The sequence below is a fragment of the Streptomyces yerevanensis genome (assembly GCF_000716805.1).
Lineage (GTDB): Bacteria > Actinomycetota > Actinomycetes > Streptomycetales > Streptomycetaceae > Streptomyces > Streptomyces flaveus.
On the sequence record NZ_JNWJ01000014.1, the window covers coordinates 1 to 18373 of the forward strand.

Below are 18373 nucleotides of genomic sequence, written 5' to 3' on the forward strand. Positions count from 1 at the left end.
CCGGGCGGTGGGTGATGAAACAGGAACCACCCGAAGGCCGTCGCTCAACAACGGCGGCCAGGCGGGAATCTCCCGGCTTCAGCCGGGAGAGACGTCAATCCTGTTCTTCGGCCCAGATGCGGGCTTGGGTGGCTCGGTCGGGGGCGTTGGCGCGGGTGTAGGCGTCGGCGGCCTGGAGATAGCAGGCGCGGGCGTCGGAGGGACGGTGGGCAACCTCGTGGGCGAGGGCCAGGTTGCGGAGAGTCTGGCCTGCCCCGTACCAGTCCTCGAACTCCCGGAAGATCTCCAGGGCTTTGCCGTACGCCTCGACCGCCTCCCCCACCCGGCCCGTCTGCCGCAGGGCGGCGCCGAGGTTGTTCCACACGGTGCCCTCGCGGTGGTGGTCCCCGGCGGCCCGGTGCAGGTCGCGGGCATGGGTGTGGGCGTCGACCGCCTCCTCCGCCCGGCCCGCCTGCCACAGGGCGCTGCCGAGGTTGTTCCACGCCATGCCCTCGCCGTGGTGGTCCCCGGCGGCCCGGTGCAGGTCGCGGGCGCGGGTGTGGGCGTCGACCGCCTCCTCCGCCCGGCCCGCCTGCCGCAGGGCGCTGCCGAGGTTGTTCCACGCGCTGCCCTCGGCGAGGCGGTCCCCGGCGCGGTGGGCGGCCTCCCGGGCGGCACGGCCGACGGTGATCAAGTCGTCGAAGGACCGCCGCCAGTCCAGGTACACCGCCAGGCATGACGCCAGCCGCACCGCCGCATCCGCGTACCGTTCCTCTCCCGCCCACTGCACCGCCGCCACCAGCCCGGCCCGCTCCCCGTCCAGCCACTCCAGTGCCTGCGCCCGGTCCGCGAACCGCTCCGGCTCCGCCTTCCCCGGCAGCCACCGCAACCGGCCGTCGGCGGCATTCGCCCACCGGCAGTAGAACTCCAGTACCCGGTCCCGCGCCGCCTCCCCCTCCTCCCTGAAGCCCGCATCCCCTGCCACCACACCCACCCCGAACGCCCGCACCAGGTCATGCAACCGCCACCGCACACCGGAAGCCGAGCCCTCGCAGCCCTGGACCGGCGTGACCAGATGGGTGGCGGCGAGGTCCTCCAGCAGGCCTAGGGCGGCCTGCACGTCGAGGTCCGCCAGCGCGGCCACGGCCTCCGTGCCCGTTTCCGTACCGGGGGCGAGGGCGAGCAGGCGCAGCAGTCGGGCCTGGTCGGGTGGGAGACGGCGGTACGAGGTCTCCAGGACCGGGCGGAGCACGAGCGAGCGGCCGTACAGGTCGGTGCCGCGACTGCCGTTGTCGAGTACGGCGGTGGGGTCGCCGGCCTCCTTGATCTCGGTCACCAGCGAGGCGATGCCGCGGTGGCGGCGTCGGCGCAGCATGGCGGCGGCGATCTGGAGGGCGAGGGGCAAGTGGCCGCAGAGGGAGGTCAGTTCGCGGAGAGCGTCCTGCTCCCGGGACGGGCGGTCGTCGCGTTCGTCGGCGTTGTGGAGGGCGCGGGTCACGAGGGCGGCGGAGTCGTCCGGGGCCAGTGTTTCGAGGTCGATGAGGCGTACGGGGATGGAGTCCGGGCGGTCTCGGGAGGTGATCAACACCCGGTGGTGGTCCGTCCCGGGCAGCAGGGGGAGGAACTGGGACGGGTCCGAGGAGTTGTCCAGGATCAGCAGCGTCCGATCCTGTCGCTCGGCGAGGAGTTTGCGGTACGTGTCGTACTGGTGCGCCGTCGTCTGTGGCAGATCCGGGCCGCGTATGCCGAGGGCGTCGAGGAGGGCGAGGACGGCTTGGTCGGCGGTGACGGGGGCGTCGTCGTAGCCGCGCAGGTCGACGAAGAGCGTGCCGCCGGGGAACCAGCCCTTCGCGCAGGCCTGGTGGGCGGCCTCCACCGCCAGCGCTGTCTTGCCGATGCCGCCCATGCCGGTGACGGCGAAGATGAGGAGAGGGAGCGCGGCGGCTCCGTCCGGGGCGGGTTCGAGGTGGGGGAGCAGGCGGCCCATTTCCGCCGATCGGCCGGTGAAGCCGAGGGGGCGGGGCGGGAGGGTGGTGGTCGCGGTGGGTACCGGGCCGTGGGACTGCTGTGGCGTACCGGTTCCGTGGTGCGGGCCTTCGTCTGGGCTACTGTCCGTCGCCGTGCGGTGGTTGGCCGACCGACTTGGCGGTGAAGGGGCCGGGAAAGGTGCTCCCCCGAAAGTCGAGGTGGTCTCCGCCGTACGTCGGGGCGTCCGTGGAGCTGCGAAAAGGACCCTCCCGAGTGTCGGAGTCGGAGTCACGAGGCTGCGGGGCAGTCGGCTTCGGTTCCAGCTCGCGGAGTACGGCGACCGCCGCCCTGGCCGCGTTCGCGGCGGCCCGGGGCTGTGAACCCTCGGCGTCCGCACGGGACTTGTCCGCGTTGGCCTTGTCGCTGATGCCTCGGATGATCAACGCGCCCGCCTCACCGGCGAGGTGAACGGCGTGGGCGACGCCGGAGCTTTCCATCTCGATGGCGACGGCGTCGTTGTAGCTCGCCCTGATGCGCTGGGCGAGTTCGGAGTCGCTGTCCGCGAGGACGACGTCCCCGACCGCGATCGGCTTGAAGTGGGCCTTCCCGCGCAACGCCTCCTTGGCAGCCTGCTCCAGGCGGTGTGAGGCGCGCCAGGCCTCGGGGCGGTTCAGGAAACCGTCGGGCGTCTGCTTGCCGCCGTGGATGGCGTACACCTTGGTCGCGACCACGACGTCGCCGATGCCGATGTCGTCCTTCAGACCGCCCGCGACCCCGACGAAGAGCACGGCCTCGGGGTCGAGCCACGTCATCACCCGCTCGGTGATCGTGGCGGCCGTGAGCGTGCCCTCGCCCATGTCGACCAGGGCGACGTGCCAGGGGGTGCCGGGGAGCTTCCCTCGCCTGGCCCGCGTGCCGGTGCGCTCATGCGTGAGCTTCTCGACATCCGTGAGGTGGTCGAGTACGGCGTCGTATTCGAGGGACAGCGCGGTGAGGATCGCTACGGTGGGCATTGGCTCCGGCACGCTCTCAACGGTACTGCCAAGTTGCATGTCCAGAGCGTGTGTTGGGCGGGGTGGGTGCGGCGTACCGTGATGTCACGCGATGTTCGGAGGCGGCACGGGGGACGGCGCGATGACGAACGAGTACGACGGGGACCACCTCGACTTCCGGGGAGCGAAGTTCCCCGGGTCCTTCACCGCCAAGGCGGAATACCACGAGCACGGGCCCGCGCCCACCGCGCTGGATGCCCTGCCCGCGCAGGCGGTCGGCTTCACCGGCCGGGACGGCGAACTGCGTGCGCTGCTGGACGCGTTCGACCCGTCCGCGCCCGAGAGGCCGGCCGCCGTGCTGGTCGCGGCGGTGTCCGGGCTCGGCGGCATCGGCAAGACGGCGCTCGCGGTGGAGGCGGCGCACGAGGCGTGCGGGAGGGGCTGGTTCACGGGCGGGGTGCTCTTCATGGACCTGCACGGGTATGACGACGATCCCGTTACGGCGGACCAGGCGCTGGAGGCCTTGCTGCGTGCGCTGGGTACGGCTCCGGAGCACATCCCGGCCACTGCGGACGAACGGGCCGCGCTCTACCGTTCGACCCTTGCCGAGCGTGCTCGGGAGCGGGGCGCGGTGCTGATCCTGGCGGACAACGCGTCCTCTCCGGAGCAGGTGCGCCCCCTGCTTCCCGGCAACACGCGGCACCGTCTTCTGGTCACCTCTCGCAACAAGTTGCCCCAACTGGGCGCGCGACTCCTGCCGTTGGAGGAGCTGACGCCGGAGGAGGCCTACGCCCTGCTCGACCGCGCCCTGCGGATCGCCGACCCGTCCGACAGCCGCGTCGCCGATGGGCCCGAGGCAGCCGCGGAACTCGCCTCCCGCTGCGGGCATCTGCCGCTGGCCCTCCAGATCGCGGCTGCTCTGCTGGTGCTGGACCGGGGCAAGCCCGTAGCCGAACTCGTCGCCGAACTCACCGAGTTCCGCGACCGGCTCACCCACCTCGACGATGGCGAGCGGAGTGTCCGCGCCGCCTTCGATCTGTCATACCGACGTCTGCCACCCGAGCAGGCCCGCCTGCTCCGCCTGCTGTCTCTTGCCCCAGGGCCTGACGTGAGCACCGAGGTCGTCACCGTCCTGACCGAGGCAGACGCTCCGCCGACCCGCGCCCTGGACGCGCTGACGCGCACGCATCTCGTCGAGCGGGGGAATGGGCGGGGGAGGTGGCGGCTGCATGACCTGGTGCGGGCGTTCGGGGCGGGTGTGGTGGCAGGGGATGCGGAGTTGGTGAGGGAGGGGGAGGCGGCGCGGGGGCGGCTGCTGGAGTTCTACTGCCGGTGGGCGGAGGCCGCCGACGACCGGTTGCGCTGGCTGCCCGGGATGCCGGCGCCGGAACGGTTCACCGACCGGGCGCAGGCGCTGGAGTGGCTGGACGGGGAGCGGGCCGGGCTGGTGGCGGCGGTGCAGTGGGCGTCGGAGGAGCAGTACGCGGACACGGCGGTGCGGCTGGCCGCAAGCCTGGCGGAGTACCTGTCCTGGCGGCGGTCCTTCGACGACTCGATCACCGTGAGCCGGGCCGCCCGGGAAGCTGCCCACCGCGCCGGGGACCGCCACCGCGAGGCCATCGCGTGGACCAACCTCGGCCTCGCCCTGCAGGAGGCGGGCCGGGTGGCGGAGGCGGTCGACGCCCTCACCCGGGCCCGCGACCTGTACTGGGCGGCCGGGGACCGCCACGGCGAGGGCGACACGTGGAACAACCTCGGCATCGCCCTGCAGGAGGCGGGCCGGGCGGGGGAGGCGATCGACGCCCTCACCCGGGCCCGCGACCTGTTCCAGGCGGTCGGGGACCGCCACGGCGAGGCCGACGCGTGGAACAACCTCGGCACCGCCCTGCGGCGGGCGGGCCGGGTGGCGGAGGCGGTCGACGCCCACACCCGCGCCCGCGCCCTGCACCAGGCCGCCGGGAACCGCCACCGCGAGGGCACCGCGTGGAACAACCTCGGCCTCGCCCTGCAGGAGGAGGGCCGGGCGGGGGAGGCGGTCGAGGCGTACGGCAAGGCCCTGGAGACCTACCGGGAGTTCGAGGACTGGTACCGGGCAGGCCAGACCCTCCACAACCTGGCCCTCGCCCACCAGACTGCCCACCGTCCCTCCGACGCCCGCGCCTGCTGGCTCCAGGCCGCCGACGCCTACACCCGCGCCAACGCCCCCACCGAAGCCACCCAAGCCCTCAACTGGGCCGACAGAACGGACAAGGATCCGGCCCCCACCCCCATCACCCCTTAACAGCCCCACCCAAAGCAAACCCCCCGCCCAACCTCCGCGCGACGAGCACATACAACAAAATCACCGGCGTCGAATAAATAACCGAGAACGCAGCCAACTGCCCATAAACCACCGTCCCCCGATTCCCGAAGAAGTCATTGATGCTCACCGAAGCCGGCATCTGATCCGGACTCAGCAGCAGCATGAACGGCACAAAGAAGTTCCCCCACATCATCACGAACGAGAAGACCGTAACCACCCCCACCCCCGGCCCCATCAGCGGCAGCACGATCCGCAGCAGCGACTGGAACGACGACGCGCCGTCCGTCCAGGCCGCCTCTTCCAACTCCTTCGGCACCCCGTCCATGAAATTCTTCATCAGCCAAATGGCAAAAGGAAGTTGAGAAGCCGCGAAGAAGAAGATCGTGCCCTGCATGGTGTCGATCAGATCCACCTGCACGAACAACGCGTACACCGGAACCATGATCGCCGTGATCGGCAGACTCGTGGCGAAGAGAATCGTCAGCAGGAACGGCCGGTTGAGCCGGGACCGGAACCGTGACAGCGGGTAGGCCGCCAGAGCCGCGCAGACGACCGTCAGCAGGGTCGCCCCGCCGCACAGGATCAGGCTGTTGAGCAGGGGCGTGAAGGTGATGTCGGGTTCGAGTACGGCGTCGAAGTTGTCCAGGGTGACGCCGTCGGGGATCTTCACCTGCAGGCCGGCGTCCGGGTCCAGGGCGGAGAGGACCACCCAGGCCAGCGGCAGGACGAAGGCGGCCGCTACGACGAGGAGGCCGGCGTCAGCGGCGTAACGGCGGTTGGCGCGACGGGACTTGAGGGTCGGCGCTACGGGCATCTCAGACCTCCGTCCGCAGCAGGCGCATATAGACGAGGGAGAAGAGCGAGCCGACCAGGAGGAGGAGCAGGGCCACGGCGGTTCCGTACCCGATCATGCTTTTCTGGAAGGCCTGTTCGTACATGAAGAGGGGGAGGGTCTGGCTGCGGTTTCCCGGGCCGCCTCTCGTCATGACCCAGATCAGGCCGAAGACCGACAGCGTCTGGAGCGTGTTGAGCATCAGGTTCGTGCCGATGGAACGTCTGATCATCGGCAGCGTGATGTGCCACATGCGGCGCCAGCCGCCCGCCCCGTCGACCTCCGCCGCTTCCGTGATCTCCTTCGGGATTTCATTCAGCGCCGCCGAGTACACCAGCATGGAGAAAGCCGTGCCCCGCCATACATTGGCGAAGGAGACGGCCAGGATCGGAAGCGTGAACAGCCAGTTCTGGGACGGGAGATGCAGCCAGTCCAGAATGGCGTTCAACGTGCCTTCGCGGCGGAAGAAGGCGTACAGGAGGAAGCCTGCCACGACTTCCGGCAGCACCCAGGCCGTGATCACGATGCCGCCCGTGAGCGTGCGAACGGGCTTTGACGCGCGCTGCATCAGCGAGGCGAGGGCAAGGCCCAGGGTGTTCTGGCCGATGAGGGAGCTGAGGACGGTGAACACCAGCGTCAGCCATACGGCGTTGAGGAACGCCGCGTCCTGGAAAGCGTCGCGGAAGTTGTCGAAGCCGACGAAGGACGACTCGGCCTGGCCGGTGAGTTGGAGGTCCGTGAAGGCGATGTAGGCGCAGTACGCGATGGGGCCCGCGAGGAAGAGGACCAGGAGGACGACGGCGGGGGAGACGGGGAGGGCTCGGGTGAGTGCGCGGCGCAGGGAGCGAATCTTCGGCGTGGGCGGTGGGACGGCCGGTCCCGGCGCGGTCTTGATGACGCCGGGACCGGCCGGGGGCGCGGCGGTCATGAACGGCTGCTCACTTCTCGCTCAACCTCCTCGCTCAACTCCCGCTTCTCGCTCACTTCTTGATCACTTGGTTGTCCGTGGCCGACTTGAGTTCCTCGTCGTAGCCGCTCGCCGCCTCCTCGACCGAGCTGTCGCCCGTCGTCACGCCCTCCATGGCCTCCTGGATCGCCGTCGAGACCTTCGGGTATGCGGGGTAGGCGGGACGGTAGTGCGTAATGGACACCAGGTCCGTGAAGAACTTGATGCCGGGCTGCGCCTTCACGTACTCCGGGTCCTCGGCGACGTCCTTCCGCACCGCGATACCGGAGTTGGCGATGTACCACTTCTGCGCGTTCGCCTTCGTCTGCATCGTCTCGATGAACTTGAAGGCCAGGTCGGGGTTGGCCGCCTTGGACGGAATCGACCAGGTCCAGCCGCCCGACATGCTCACCTTGCCGGGGGCCTGGCCGTTCTGAGTCGGCATGGCCGCGAGGCCCAGCTTCTCCGACCACTCCGGCCATTCGTGGCCGCTGCCCTCCAGCCAGTCCTGCGGGAGCCAGGAGCCGTCGAGGTTGATGCCGAGCTTGCCCTCGGGGAGGAACTCGCCGCGGACCCGGGTCGCGATGTTCGGGTCGAGGGCGTCCGACACGTCGGGGCCGAGCTTCTCTTTGTAGACGGTCTCCACGAAGGTGAGGGCGTCCTTGAAGGCCTGGCTGCCGGTGATCCATTTCTTGGACGCGGTGTCGTAGAGGGGATCTTCGTCTTTGCTCGCTGAGTTGCCCGTCCCGTACAGGAGCATTTCGAAGCCCTGCATGGCGGAGGCTTCGCCTGCCGGTTTGCCCGTGTAGACGTTGAGCGGGATGACGCCGGGGACCTTCTGCTTGATGGTCCGGGCGGCTTCGAGGACGTCGTCCCACGTCTTCGGCTGCCAGTTCTCCGGCAGGCCCGCCTTCTTGAAGATTCCCTTGTCGAACCAGAGGCCCCGGGTGTCGGTCCCGTCCGGAACGCCGTACGTCTTGCCGTCCTCGGCCTTGGCCGCCGCCTTGGCCGTGTCGATGAACTGGTCCCAGTCCTTCCACTTCTCCAGGTACGGGTCGAGGGGCTTCAAGTACCCGCTCGTGATGTCCGAGTTGATGAGGAACGTGTCCTCGTACACCAGGTCCGGGGCCGTCTTGGGGGAGCGGAGCATCTGCTGGAGCTTCGTGTAGTACTCCGAGTCCGGCGCCTTGATCGGGACGAGTTTGACCTTCTTGCCCGGGTTCGCCTTCTCGAACTGCTTCTTCATGTCGGCCAGGTAGGTGTCCAGGACCTTGATCGAGTTGTCCGTGGACTGTTTGAAGGAGACCTCGATGGTGTCCGGGTCGCTTCCGGAGCCGCCGCCGCAGGCGGAGAGAGTGGTGGCGGCGAGCAGAGCTGCGAGGAGAAGAGGAGCGGCGGTGGGGCGCACGGGCACGACCTCCTACTGGCCGACGTCATTGTGGCCGAGCTTGGCTGCATCGTGAACGTAAGAGCGGTGGTCTAGTCAGGTCAATGACCTTGCAGCGGCTCGGACTTGGGCTTGGCCCGGACATCCCCGCGGTGTCTCCAGCCTGCGGCACACGCTTAAGGTACTGCCGAGTCGCCTGACCAGCAGAGACGTTGGGCGTCGCAAAGGGGGACAGAGACGTGCCGGAACAAGACGTCACCACAGGCCAGTTGCTGCTCGCCGAGTACGCGAGCGTGAAGGACGAGCAGAAGGCGCGGATCGGGTTCCGGGACAACCTGCTGTACGTCACCCTCGCGGTCGTCGCCGCCGTCATCGCCGCGGCCGCCCAGGCCAAGCAGGCGTCGATGCTGCTCGCCCTGCCGCCGGTGTGTGTCGTTCTCGGGTGGACCTACCTCGTGAACGACGAGAAGATCTCGGCGATCGGGGCCTACGTACGGGGCGAGTTGGGGCCTCGGCTGGCCCAACTCGCCGGTACTGAGGGCGCCTTCGGCTGGGAGACCGTACATCGCGGTGACTCCCGAAGGGCCTCCCGCAAAGCCATCCAGTGCGGGATCGATCTGCTCGCCTTCTGCGTCGTGCCGTTGGCGGGGCTCGTTGTGTACTGGGCCGGTGGTCAGGTCACCGGGGGCCTGCTGGCGGTGTCCGTGATGGAGGCGCTCGCTGTCGCGGGGCTGGGTGCCCAATTCCTGGTGTACGCCGGGGTGTTCACCTCTGCTTGACGGTACGCCGATGGCCTTCGGGCGATGGGCGATCCGGGAGCGATCCGGACTGACCGGAGGCCGCCGCCGTGCCAACCGCCCCTCGCCGCCTACCCCTTGATCCACCGATACTGCAACTCCGGCCTTCCCACCTGCCCGTACTGAGGACTCCGCCCCGCCCTGCCCGCATCGACCAGATGCTCCAGATACCGCCGGGCAGTGATCCGCGATATCCCCACCGCCTCCGCCACCCCCGCCGCGGTCAGCCCCTCCGTGGAGTCCCGCAGCGCCCGGGTCACCCGCTCCAGTGTCGGCGCGCTCAGTCCTTTGGGCAGTTCCGCGGGACTCGGTGCGCGCAAGGTCGCGAGCGCCCGGTCCACCTCGTCCTGGCCGCTGGCCTCGCCGGCCGCCGCGTGGAACTCCGCGTACCGCACGAGTCGGTCCCGCAGGGTGGCGAAGGTGAACGGCTTCAGGACGTACTGCACGACGCCCAGCGAGACGCCCTCTCGTACCACCGTGAGGTCCCGCGCGGAGGTGACCGCGATGACGTCCGCGTGATAGCCGGCCGTGCGGAGCGAGCGGGCGAGCTGCAGGCCGTGCCCGTCCGGGAGATGGAGGTCGAGGAGCAGCAGATCGACCGGCATCCGGTCCAGCGCCCGTCGCGCCTCCGCCCCGGTGTGCGCCTTCCCCACCGCCGTGAAACCGGGCACCCGCCCCACATACATGACATGCGCGTCGGCCGCGACGGGGTCGTCCTCGACGACCAGGACGCGGATGTCCTTGGAGGGCGTGCTCATACGGTGCCTCCGTGCGGGGTGGGCTGCGGAGCTGGCTCGGGCCCGGACTCGGGCTCGGCGTGGACCTTAGTCCCCTTGGCCGAAAATCGCCCTGTCGAAGCCTCCTCCAAAGCAGCCCGCCCCGTCTCCGCCTTCGTTTCCGTCCCCGGCAACGGCAACCGCGCCTCGAACGACGCCCCGCCCCCCGCAGCCTCAGTCACGGTCAGCGTCCCCTCGTGGCGGCTGACGGCCTGCCGTACGAGCGCGAGGCCGAGCCCCCGGCCCCCGGGACCGGACGGCTTGGTCGACCAGCCGCGCTGGAAGACCGCCTCCGTGTGGGCAGGGTCCACGCCGTCCCCGGTGTCGGAGACCCGCAGGACCAGGCCCGACTCGTCGGCGAGTGCGGTGACCGTGACGCGGGCGCCGACCGAGCCCTGGGCCGCGTCGACCGCGTTGTCGATCAGGTTGCCGAGCACCGTCACGAGGTCCCGGGCGGGGAGGGAGTCCGGCAGCAGGCCGTCGTCGATGCTGCTGTCCTCCGAGACGACCAGCTCGACGCCCCGCTCGTTGGCCTGGGCCGCCTTGCCCAGCAACAGGGCCGCGAGCACCGGTTCGCTCACCGCCGCGACCACCTGGTCCGTCAGCGCCTGGGCCAGTTCCAGCTCGGCCGTGGCGAAGTCGACCGCCTCGTCCGCGCGGCCCAGCTCGATCAGGGAGACCACCGTGTGCAGCCGGTTCGCGGCCTCGTGCGCCTGCGAGCGGAGCGCCTGTGTGAAGCCGCGCTCCGAGTCCAACTCGCCCATCAGGGACTGGAGTTCGGTGACATCGCGCAGGGTCACGACCGTGCCCCGGCGTTCACCGCCCGACACCGGCGAGGTGTTCACCACGAGCACCCGGGAGGCGGTGAGATGCACCTCGTCCACGCGCGGCTCCGCCGACAGCAGAGCCCCCGTCAGCGGGGCGGGCAGCCCGAGGTCCGCCACCGAGCGGCCGATCACATCGCCGTCCACCCCGAGCAGTTCGCGCCCGCCGTCGTTGATCAACGCCACCTTGAACTGGCCGTCGAGCATCAGCAGCCCCTCGCGTACGGCATGCAGCGCGGCCTGGTGATAGTCGTGCATCTGGCTGAGCTCGCTCGCGTTCATCCCGTGGGTGGAGCGACGCAGCCGGGCGTTGACCACGTACGTGCCGACGGCGCCCAGCGCCAGTGCGCCCACCGCGACGCCGAACAGCGCCGTCACCTGGTCCTGCACCCGCTCGCTTATGGCCTCGACCCGGATGCCCGCGCTGACCAGGCCGACGATGCGGCCGTTGTCGTAGATCGGCGTGACGGCCCGGACGGACGGGCCGAGCGTGCCGGTGTACACCTCCGTGAACGGCTCGCCCTTGAGGGCGTCCTCCGTGTGGCCGAGGAAGGGCCGGCCGATCTGGTTCTTGTCGGGGTGCGTCCAGCGGATGGCCTTCGTGTTCATGATCGTGACGAAGTCGACGTGCGCATGTCGCCGCACCTCGTTCGCATACGGCTGGAGGGTCGCCGAAGGATCGGGAGTACGGATGGCCTGCCGTACGGAGGGCGAGTCCGCTACGGAACTGGCCACGCCCAAGGCCTGACGGCGCGCCGCGTCCTCGGTCTGGCTGCGGTCGCTGACGTACGTGAACAGGGCGCACCCGGCCACCACGACGGCGACGAGAACTGCCTGCATGGCGAAGAGCTGGCCCGCCAGGCTGCGGGGCCGGGGGATACGCATGGAATCAGTCTGCCTCGTTGCGTCCATGTGAACTAAATGAACGGAAGGGTGACCGGCCTCACAGCGCACGGGATAGTCACCCCAACCCCCGGACGTGAGCCGCACGCCGGTGATGCGACGATGACGTCAAGGAGGCAGCCGTGACGAATACGTCAAAAACGGCAGCTACCGCACCCGCTGGCAAGCGGGATCGCACCCACTACCTCTACATCGCGGTGATCATCGCGGTGGTGCTCGGCATCACCGTCGGTCTGGTCGCCCCCGACTTCGCGGTCGAACTGAAGCCGATCGGTACCGGCTTCGTGAACCTGATCAAGATGATGATCTCGCCGATCATCTTCTGCACCATCGTGCTGGGCATCGGCTCGGTACGGAAAGCCGCGAAGGTCGGCGCGGTGGGTGGCATCGCACTCGGCTACTTCACGGTGATGTCGCTGGTCGCGCTCGGCATCGGCCTGGTCGTCGGCAACATCGTCGAGCCGGGTACGGGCCTCGCGGTCACCGACGCGATCAAGGAGACCGGCCAGGCGCAGGTCACGGAGGCCAAGACCACCGAGGAGTTCCTGCTCGGCATCATCCCGACCACGATCGTCTCCGCGTTCACCGGCGGTGAGGTCCTGCAGACCCTCCTGGTCGCCCTGCTCGCCGGCTTCGCACTGCAGGCCATGGGCGACGCCGGTCAGCCGATCCTGCGCGGTGTCGAGCACATCCAGCGCCTCGTCTTCCGCATCCTCGCGATGGTGATGTGGGCCGCCCCGATCGGTGCCTTCGGTGCCATCGCCGCGGTCACCGGCTCCGCGGGTCTTGACGCTCTCAAGAGTCTCGCGGTGCTGATGCTCGGCTTCTACGTCACGTGCTTCCTCTTCGTCTTCATCGTGCTGGCCGCGCTGCTGCGAGTGGTGGCGGGCATGAACATCCTCACGCTCTTCAAGTACCTGGGCCGTGAGTTCCTGCTGATCCTGTCCACCTCCTCCTCCGAGTCCGCGCTGCCGCGGCTCATCGCGAAGATGGAGCACCTGGGCGTCAGCAAGCCGGTGGTGGGCATCACCGTCCCGACCGGCTACTCCTTCAACCTCGACGGCACCATGATCTACATGACCATGGCGTCCCTCTTCATCGCCGACGCCATGGGTACGCCGATGTCGGTGGGCGAGCAGATTCCGCTGCTGCTGTTCCTGCTGGTCGCCTCGAAGGGCGCGGCGGGTGTCACCGGTGCGGGTCTTGCCACCCTGGCGGGTGGCCTCCAGTCCCACAAGCCCGCCCTGGTCGACGGCATCGGTCTCATCGTCGGCATCGACCGCTTCATGAGCGAGGCGCGCGCCCTGACGAACTTCGCGGGCAACGCGGTCGCCACGGTGCTGATCGGTACCTGGACCAAGGAGATCGACCGTGAGCGGGTCGATCAGGTTCTTGCCGGGAACCTGCCGTTCGACGAGAAGACGCTTCTCGACGACCATGAGGCTCCCGCCGGGGATGGGGAGGCTTCTCGCGAGGGTGAGGACAAGGAGCTCGCGAAGGCGTAGTTGCTGTACGGGTAGCCGCCGTAGGGCTGTGGGGCGGTAGCCGGCTGCGGGTCCGTTGTGGCTGGTCGCGCCCACGCGGCGGAGCCGCAAATCGACACAGCCCCGCGCCCCTTGCGGGGCGCCCCCCCCGAAACCCCGGGCGGCTGGGTGCCTCCCCCGTCGCTCAGCCGCCCGGTTTCAGTTGCTCAGCCCGGTCACCAACTCGGTGGCCGGGCTGAGCCTTTGCTGTCACCGTCCCAACTCCCGCCGCCGGAAAAGCCTTTGACCCCTCCCTGCGCAAGGCTCAGGCTGAAGAGCCGTAAGTGGAGCGGAACGGTACGGAGGTGCGCATGGGGGACGACTCGGTGGTCACCGGCACGGAGGAGACGTCGGAGGAGCCGTACTCGTTGGACGAGATCGACGGTCTCTTCCATGAGTTCCTTCTGGCGGTCGCCCGGCCCAAGCGCAGGGAGGGCTACCGTGATCTCACCAAGCGACTCCGTGCTCATCTGCGTACGGCGCCTGGGGACCAGCCGGTGGTCAAGGCCGCCTACCCCCCGTACGAACTGCCGAATGTCCATCTGGCCCTGGAGCGCTGGTTCGCCGTCGAGGGGCGGACGCACGAGCTGATCGGGATGACCGGCTCGGAGAGCCGCGGCGACCTCACGCTGGGCGAGATCCTCGAATCGGCGAACCTGTACGACCGGTTCGTACTCGGAGCCGTCGACTACGCGCATCTGCCGGTCTCCCCGGACGACGAACTCGCCTGTGTCTCCTTCGGGTTCTACCTCGGCCAGGAGGGCGAGGAGCGGTTCGCTCTGCTGCTGCGCGGCCCGGCGGACGAGTACGGACGCAACAAGGTCGAGCTCGAAGTCCTCGCCGCCGACAAGGAGTTCGCGCACCGGCTGCTCGCCGACATCGACGCGCTGATGCTCGAGCACAACATCTACCGCGGGCAGATCCTCTCCTTCGACGGCTCGGAGTTCGACAACGGACTCGGCCCGTTCCGCTTCCACCGCCGGCCCACGCTGACACGCGAGGAGATCGTCCTGCCGTCCGGTCTTCTGGAGCGGGTGGAGCGGCAGGTCGTCGGGGTGGCCAGGCGCCGCGAGCGGCTGCGCGCGGCGGGCCAGCATCTGCGCCGCGGACTGCTCCTGTACGGGCCGCCCGGCACCGGCAAGACCCACACCGTCCGCTACCTCCTCTCCCACCTCCCGGAGTTCACGGTCGTCGTCCTCTCCGGTACGAGCATGGGTGCGATCGGCCCCGCGTGCCGGCTCGCCCGTATGCTCCAGCCCGCGCTCGTGGTCCTCGAGGACGTCGACCTGGTCGCCGAGGCCCGCGATCACGACGGCGGTGCACAGCCCCTGCTCTTCCAGGTGCTGAACGAGATGGACGGCCTCGGCGACGACGCCGACGTGGCGTTCCTCCTCACCACCAACCGGGCCGACCTCCTGGAACCGGCCCTGGTCCAGCGCCCCGGCCGCGTCGACCTCGCCGTCGAGATCCCCCTCCCGGACGCCGACGGCCGCGCCCGCCTCCTCGGCCTGTACGGAGCCGACCTCGACCTCGGCAAGGACATCACCGAGGAGATCGTCACCCGCACCGAGGGCGTGACGGCCTCCTTCACCAAGGAGCTGATACGCCGGGCCGTGCTCATCTCCGCCGAACGCGAGGCGGACCACACGGAGACGGCAGACCTCCGGACGGCGGTCGACGAGCTGCTGTCGGACCGCGACCGCCTGACGCGGCGGCTGCTGGGGGTAAAGCACCCCGACGACGACCAGGACGACGAGGACTGGCTGATCGAGGAAGACGACGAGTAGGTCGATGCGGTCGCCTGGCCGTTTGCCTTGACGTCGGCGTCAAGGATTACCGTCGCAGCATGCGAATCGGCGAGCTGGCGGCGCGGGCAGGGACCACCACGCGGACCCTCCGGTACTACGAGTCGCGGGGGCTGCTGCCCGCGCGACGTGGATCCAACGGGTACCGGACCTACGACGAGCACGATCTGCGGCTGTTGGAGCAGATCAGGACGTTGCAGGACTTCGGGTTCGAGCTGGAGGAGACACGGCCCTTCGTGGAGTGTCTGCGGGCCGGGCACCCGGAGGGCGACCTGTGCCCGGCATCGCTGGCGGTGTACCGGCGCAAACTGGGCGAACTCGACGCGCTGATCGGCGAGTTGCAGGCCGTACGGGCGCAGGTCGGTACGCAGTTGGCGAAGGCCGAGCAGGCGCGCGAGGAGCTGGCGGCCGGGGCGGAGGTTCCGGGCGGCCCGGAACCCGTATGCGAACTGGGAGGGCGGACGCGGTGATCAAGGTAGCGGGCGTGGCCGAGGTGACGGACGCGGACTTCGAGGCGGAGGTGATCGGGGCAGAGCTGCCCGTGCTGGTGGAGTTCACGGCCGACTGGTGTCCGCCGTGCCGGCAGATCGCGCCGGTACTGAGCGCCGTCGCCTCCGAGGAGGGCGACCGGCTCAAGGTGGTCCAGCTGGACGTGGACACGAATCCGGAGATCACGAACGCGTACGGGGTGCTGTCGATGCCCACGCTCATGGTGTTCCGGGGCGGCGAGCCGGTGAAGTCCATGGTGGGAGCCAGGTCGAAGCGGCGGCTGCTTGAGGAGCTGTCCGACGTACTCTGACCTCCACATACACCTCCACGCGCACCTCCACATACAAAGGAATCCCCCGCAGGCAATTGCCTGCGGGGGATTCCTTTGCGTATATTTAATGGTTCGCGACTTCACGGAAATTAGGTCGCGAAGAAGTTGAGTAAGCACAGTATATCGGGCCGGGAGTGGAATTGTCAAACAACGATTTTCCGGACGATGAATTCCGCCGTGAGCAGGAATTCATCGACGGGTTGTACGCGCGCGTCGACGCCCTCCGCGGCGGCACCGAGACCTCCGTGGCGGACGCCCTCGCACAGGGCCACACGCCGCAACAGGCCCGCCTGGAGCGGGACATCCTCGTCGCCGAGCGGTCGGGGCTGCTCGCCGCGCTGAACGCGGTGGACGGTTCCCTCTGCTTCGGCCGGATCGACCTCACCAACGGAACCACCCACCACATCGGCCGTATCGGAATCCGCGCCGACAACACCGAGCACACCCCGATCCTGATCGACTGGCGGGCCCCGGTCGCCCGCCCCTTCTACCTCGCCACCGGCCATACACCCATGGATCTGCGCCGCCGTCGGCACATCACCACCGAGGGCCGCGCCGTCACCGCCCTGCACGACGAGATCCTCGACCTGGGCGACCAGGAACGCACCGGCCACGAGGACCCGACGGGCGACGCCGTGCTGCTCGCCGCCCTCAACTCCGCGCGCACCGGACGCATGGGCGACATCGTGCGGACCATCCAGGCCGAGCAGGACCGCATCATCCGCGCCCCGCACCGCGGCGTACGGGTCGTGGAGGGCGGCCCTGGCACCGGCAAGACGGCCGTGGCCCTGCACCGCGCCGCGTATCTCCTGTACGAGCACCGGGAGCTGCTCGCCAGGCGGGCCGTCCTGATCGTCGGCCCGAACCCGGCGTTCCTCGGCTACATCGGCGAGGTCCTGCCCTCCCTCGGCGAGACGGGCGTCCTGCTCGCGACCGTCGGCGAGCTGTACCCCGGCGTGAAGGCGACCGCGACCGACACCCCCGAGGCCGCCGCGGTGAAGGGCCGCGCCGACATGGCAGACGTCCTCGCCGCCGTCGTACGCGACCGCGAGGCCCTGCCCGACCCGGTGATCGCCATCGAGCACGACCGGGACATCCTGATGCTCGACGACGATCTCGTACGCGTCGCGCGCGAGCGCACCCGCGAGGCGAAGCTGCCGCACAACGCCGCCCGCGAGCCCTTCGAGGGCCACATCCTCAACACCCTCACCGACATGGTCGCCGAGCGGATCGGCACAGACCCCTTCGACGGTACGAACCTGCTCGACCCCAGCGACATCACGCAGATCCGCGAGGAGCTGGCCGAGAACCCCGAAGTCTGGTCGGCCATCGACCAGTTGTGGCCGCGGATCACCCCGCAGCGGCTCGTCGCCGACTTCCTCGCCGAGCCCGACGGCTACCTCTCCGAGGCGGACGCCGCCGCCGTCCGGCGCCCGGTGACGCGCTCCTGGACCACCGCCGACGTCCCCCTCCTCGACGAGGCCGCCGAACTCCTCGGCGAGGACGACCGGTTGGCGCGGGCCGCCGCCGAGAAGGAACGCGAGGAGCAGGTGGCGTACGCGCAGACCGTGCTGGACATCTCGTACGCCTCACGGACGTACGAGTTCGAGGACAAGGAGGAGGACGACCCCGAGGCGGGCGAGGTCCTCTCCGCGCACGACATCATCGACGCCGAGCGGATGGCCGAGCGGCACGAGGAGGACGACCACCGCAGCGCCGCCGAGCGGGCCGCTGCCGACCGTACCTGGGCGTTCGGGCACATCATCGTGGACGAGGCGCAGGAGTTGTCGCCGATGGCGTGGCGGCTGCTGATGCGGCGCAGTCCGACGCGCTCGATGACGCTGGTCGGGGATCCGGCACAGACGGCGGACGCGGCGGGCGTCGGCTCCTGGTCGGGCATCCTCCATCCGTACGTCGAGGACCGCTGGGAGCACACCCGCCTCGCCGTCAACTACCGCACCCCGTCCGAGATCATGGACGTCGCGGCGGCCGTGGTGCGCGCCGAGCATCCCGGCTTCGAGCCGCCGAGTTCGGTGCGGTCGACGGGCGTACGGCCCTGGGCGCGGGCCACGGACGACCTGCCGGGAGCCGTGGCGAAGGCGGTCGCGGAACTGACCCCGGAGGAGGGGCGGTTGGCGGTGATCGCGCCACGCGATCTCCACCGTGCACTGGCCACGCGCCTTGACGGCGTCACGGCGGGCAAGGAACCCGACCTGACGCGCTCGGTCGTACTCCTCGACCCGCGCCAGGCCAAGGGTCTGGAGTTTGACTCGGTACTGGTGGTCGAACCTGCCCGCTACGGCACGAGCGATCTGTACGTCGCGCTGACCCGGGCCACGCAGACGCTGGGCATCGTGCACACGGGGGAGCTGCCGCAGGCGCTGGCGACGGCCTTCTGAGAGGACCGGGGCTTTGCGGGTGTCTCAACACAACTTCACAGCTCCCGCAGGCATCACCGAGTCGTAACAGTTGACGTCATGGTCACTGCTTGTGCATGTCCGGTGCTGTATGCGTGGTCG

The 18373-nt window shown here is 69.6% G+C and carries 14 protein-coding genes; 7 read left to right on the plus strand and 7 right to left on the minus strand.

Annotated elements, in window-relative coordinates; all coding sequences use genetic code 11:
* Window positions 1-94 precede the first annotated feature (94 nt).
* Together OP79_RS16360 and OP79_RS16365 are read right to left on the minus strand one after the other, a co-directional pair.
* Window positions 95-1966, minus strand: a complete 1872-nt coding sequence (locus OP79_RS16360; RefSeq protein WP_051744705.1) for a tetratricopeptide repeat protein — start codon at window positions 1964-1966, stop codon at window positions 95-97.
* 118 nt (window positions 1967-2084) lie between these two features.
* The gene (locus OP79_RS16365; protein WP_106972405.1) at window positions 2085-2972 is read right to left on the minus strand and encodes a 5'-methylthioadenosine/S-adenosylhomocysteine nucleosidase family protein; all 888 of its coding nucleotides are present in this window, start codon (window positions 2970-2972) and stop codon (window positions 2085-2087) included.
* A gap of 109 nt (window positions 2973-3081) precedes the next feature.
* On the opposite strand from OP79_RS16365, the gene OP79_RS16370 reads away from it, so the two are divergent.
* Entirely contained in the window at window positions 3082-5220 is a 2139-nt protein-coding gene (locus OP79_RS16370; protein ID WP_033321168.1) for a tetratricopeptide repeat protein, read from the plus strand.
* On the opposite strand, the gene OP79_RS16375 is transcribed toward OP79_RS16370, so the two are convergent.
* The 3 genes from OP79_RS16375 to OP79_RS16385 are packed head-to-tail and all read right to left on the minus strand — an operon-like array spanning window position 5210 to window position 8433.
* Entirely contained in the window at window positions 5210-6055 is an 846-nt protein-coding gene (locus OP79_RS16375; RefSeq protein ID WP_033320958.1) for a carbohydrate ABC transporter permease, read from the minus strand. The two genes, OP79_RS16370 and OP79_RS16375, sit on opposite strands and share 11 nt — an antisense overlap.
* 1 nt (window position 6056) lies before the next feature.
* Window positions 6057-7001, minus strand: coding sequence for a carbohydrate ABC transporter permease (locus OP79_RS16380; RefSeq protein WP_033320959.1), 945 nt, complete (start codon window positions 6999-7001; stop codon window positions 6057-6059).
* A 52-nt stretch (window positions 7002-7053) separates the two neighbouring features.
* On the minus strand, window positions 7054-8433 hold the full coding sequence (locus OP79_RS16385; protein WP_169786199.1) for an extracellular solute-binding protein: 1380 nt from the start codon (window positions 8431-8433) through the stop codon (window positions 7054-7056).
* A gap of 212 nt (window positions 8434-8645) precedes the next feature.
* On the opposite strand from OP79_RS16385, the gene OP79_RS16390 reads away from it, so the two are divergent.
* Window positions 8646-9185 carry a hypothetical protein gene (locus OP79_RS16390; RefSeq protein ID WP_033320961.1) on the plus strand — a complete coding sequence of 180 codons (540 nt, stop codon included), beginning with the start codon at window positions 8646-8648 and terminating at the stop codon, window positions 9183-9185.
* Window positions 9186-9274: 89 nt separating this feature from the next.
* On the opposite strand, the gene OP79_RS16395 is transcribed toward OP79_RS16390, so the two are convergent.
* The gene (locus OP79_RS16395; RefSeq protein WP_033320962.1) at window positions 9275-9961 is read right to left on the minus strand and encodes a response regulator; all 687 of its coding nucleotides are present in this window, start codon (window positions 9959-9961) and stop codon (window positions 9275-9277) included.
* Window positions 9958-11688: an ATP-binding protein gene (locus OP79_RS16400; protein WP_078491829.1), complete on the minus strand. Its 1731-nt coding sequence runs from the start codon at window positions 11686-11688 to the stop codon at window positions 9958-9960. Before OP79_RS16400 ends, OP79_RS16395 begins: the two co-directional genes overlap by 4 nt.
* Before the next feature lie 140 nt (window positions 11689-11828).
* On the opposite strand from OP79_RS16400, the gene OP79_RS16405 reads away from it, so the two are divergent.
* From OP79_RS16405 to OP79_RS16425, 5 genes are all read left to right on the plus strand, one after another.
* Window positions 11829-13211 (plus strand): cation:dicarboxylate symporter family transporter, encoded by a 1383-nt coding sequence (locus OP79_RS16405; protein ID WP_033320963.1) that lies wholly within the window; start codon window positions 11829-11831, stop codon window positions 13209-13211.
* A gap of 329 nt (window positions 13212-13540) precedes the next feature.
* Window positions 13541-15016, plus strand: a complete 1476-nt coding sequence (locus OP79_RS16410) for an AAA family ATPase (RefSeq protein WP_051744707.1) — start codon at window positions 13541-13543, stop codon at window positions 15014-15016.
* A 59-nt stretch (window positions 15017-15075) separates the two neighbouring features.
* Window positions 15076-15504 carry a MerR family transcriptional regulator gene (locus OP79_RS16415; RefSeq protein ID WP_033320964.1) on the plus strand — a complete coding sequence of 143 codons (429 nt, stop codon included), beginning with the start codon at window positions 15076-15078 and terminating at the stop codon, window positions 15502-15504.
* A complete protein-coding gene (gene trxA, locus OP79_RS16420; RefSeq protein ID WP_033320965.1) occupies window positions 15501-15833 on the plus strand; it encodes a thioredoxin in 333 nt (110 codons plus the stop codon). Before OP79_RS16415 ends, trxA begins: the two co-directional genes overlap by 4 nt.
* A gap of 161 nt (window positions 15834-15994) precedes the next feature.
* On the plus strand, window positions 15995-18253 hold the full coding sequence (locus OP79_RS16425) for a HelD family protein (protein ID WP_033320966.1): 2259 nt from the start codon (window positions 15995-15997) through the stop codon (window positions 18251-18253).
* Window positions 18254-18373: the final 120 nt, after the last annotated feature.

Bases quoted from the DNA above. Each gene is read 5' to 3' on its own strand.
- OP79_RS16360 (WP_051744705.1), bottom strand. From the start codon at position 1,966: ATGGGCCGCCTGCTCCCCCACCTCGAACCCGCCCCGGACGGAGCCGCC.
- OP79_RS16370 (WP_033321168.1), top strand. From the start codon at position 3,082: ATGACGAACGAGTACGACGGGGACCACCTCGACTTCCGGGGAGCGAAG.
- OP79_RS16375 (WP_033320958.1), bottom strand. From the start codon at position 6,055: ATGCCCGTAGCGCCGACCCTCAAGTCCCGTCGCGCCAACCGCCGTTAC.
- OP79_RS16380 (WP_033320959.1), bottom strand. From the start codon at position 7,001: ATGACCGCCGCGCCCCCGGCCGGTCCCGGCGTCATCAAGACCGCGCCG.
- OP79_RS16395 (WP_033320962.1), bottom strand. From the start codon at position 9,961: ATGAGCACGCCCTCCAAGGACATCCGCGTCCTGGTCGTCGAGGACGAC.
- OP79_RS16400 (WP_078491829.1), bottom strand. From the start codon at position 11,688: ATGCGTATCCCCCGGCCCCGCAGCCTGGCGGGCCAGCTCTTCGCCATG.
- OP79_RS16410 (WP_051744707.1), top strand. From the start codon at position 13,541: ATGGGGGACGACTCGGTGGTCACCGGCACGGAGGAGACGTCGGAGGAG.
- OP79_RS16415 (WP_033320964.1), top strand. From the start codon at position 15,076: ATGCGAATCGGCGAGCTGGCGGCGCGGGCAGGGACCACCACGCGGACC.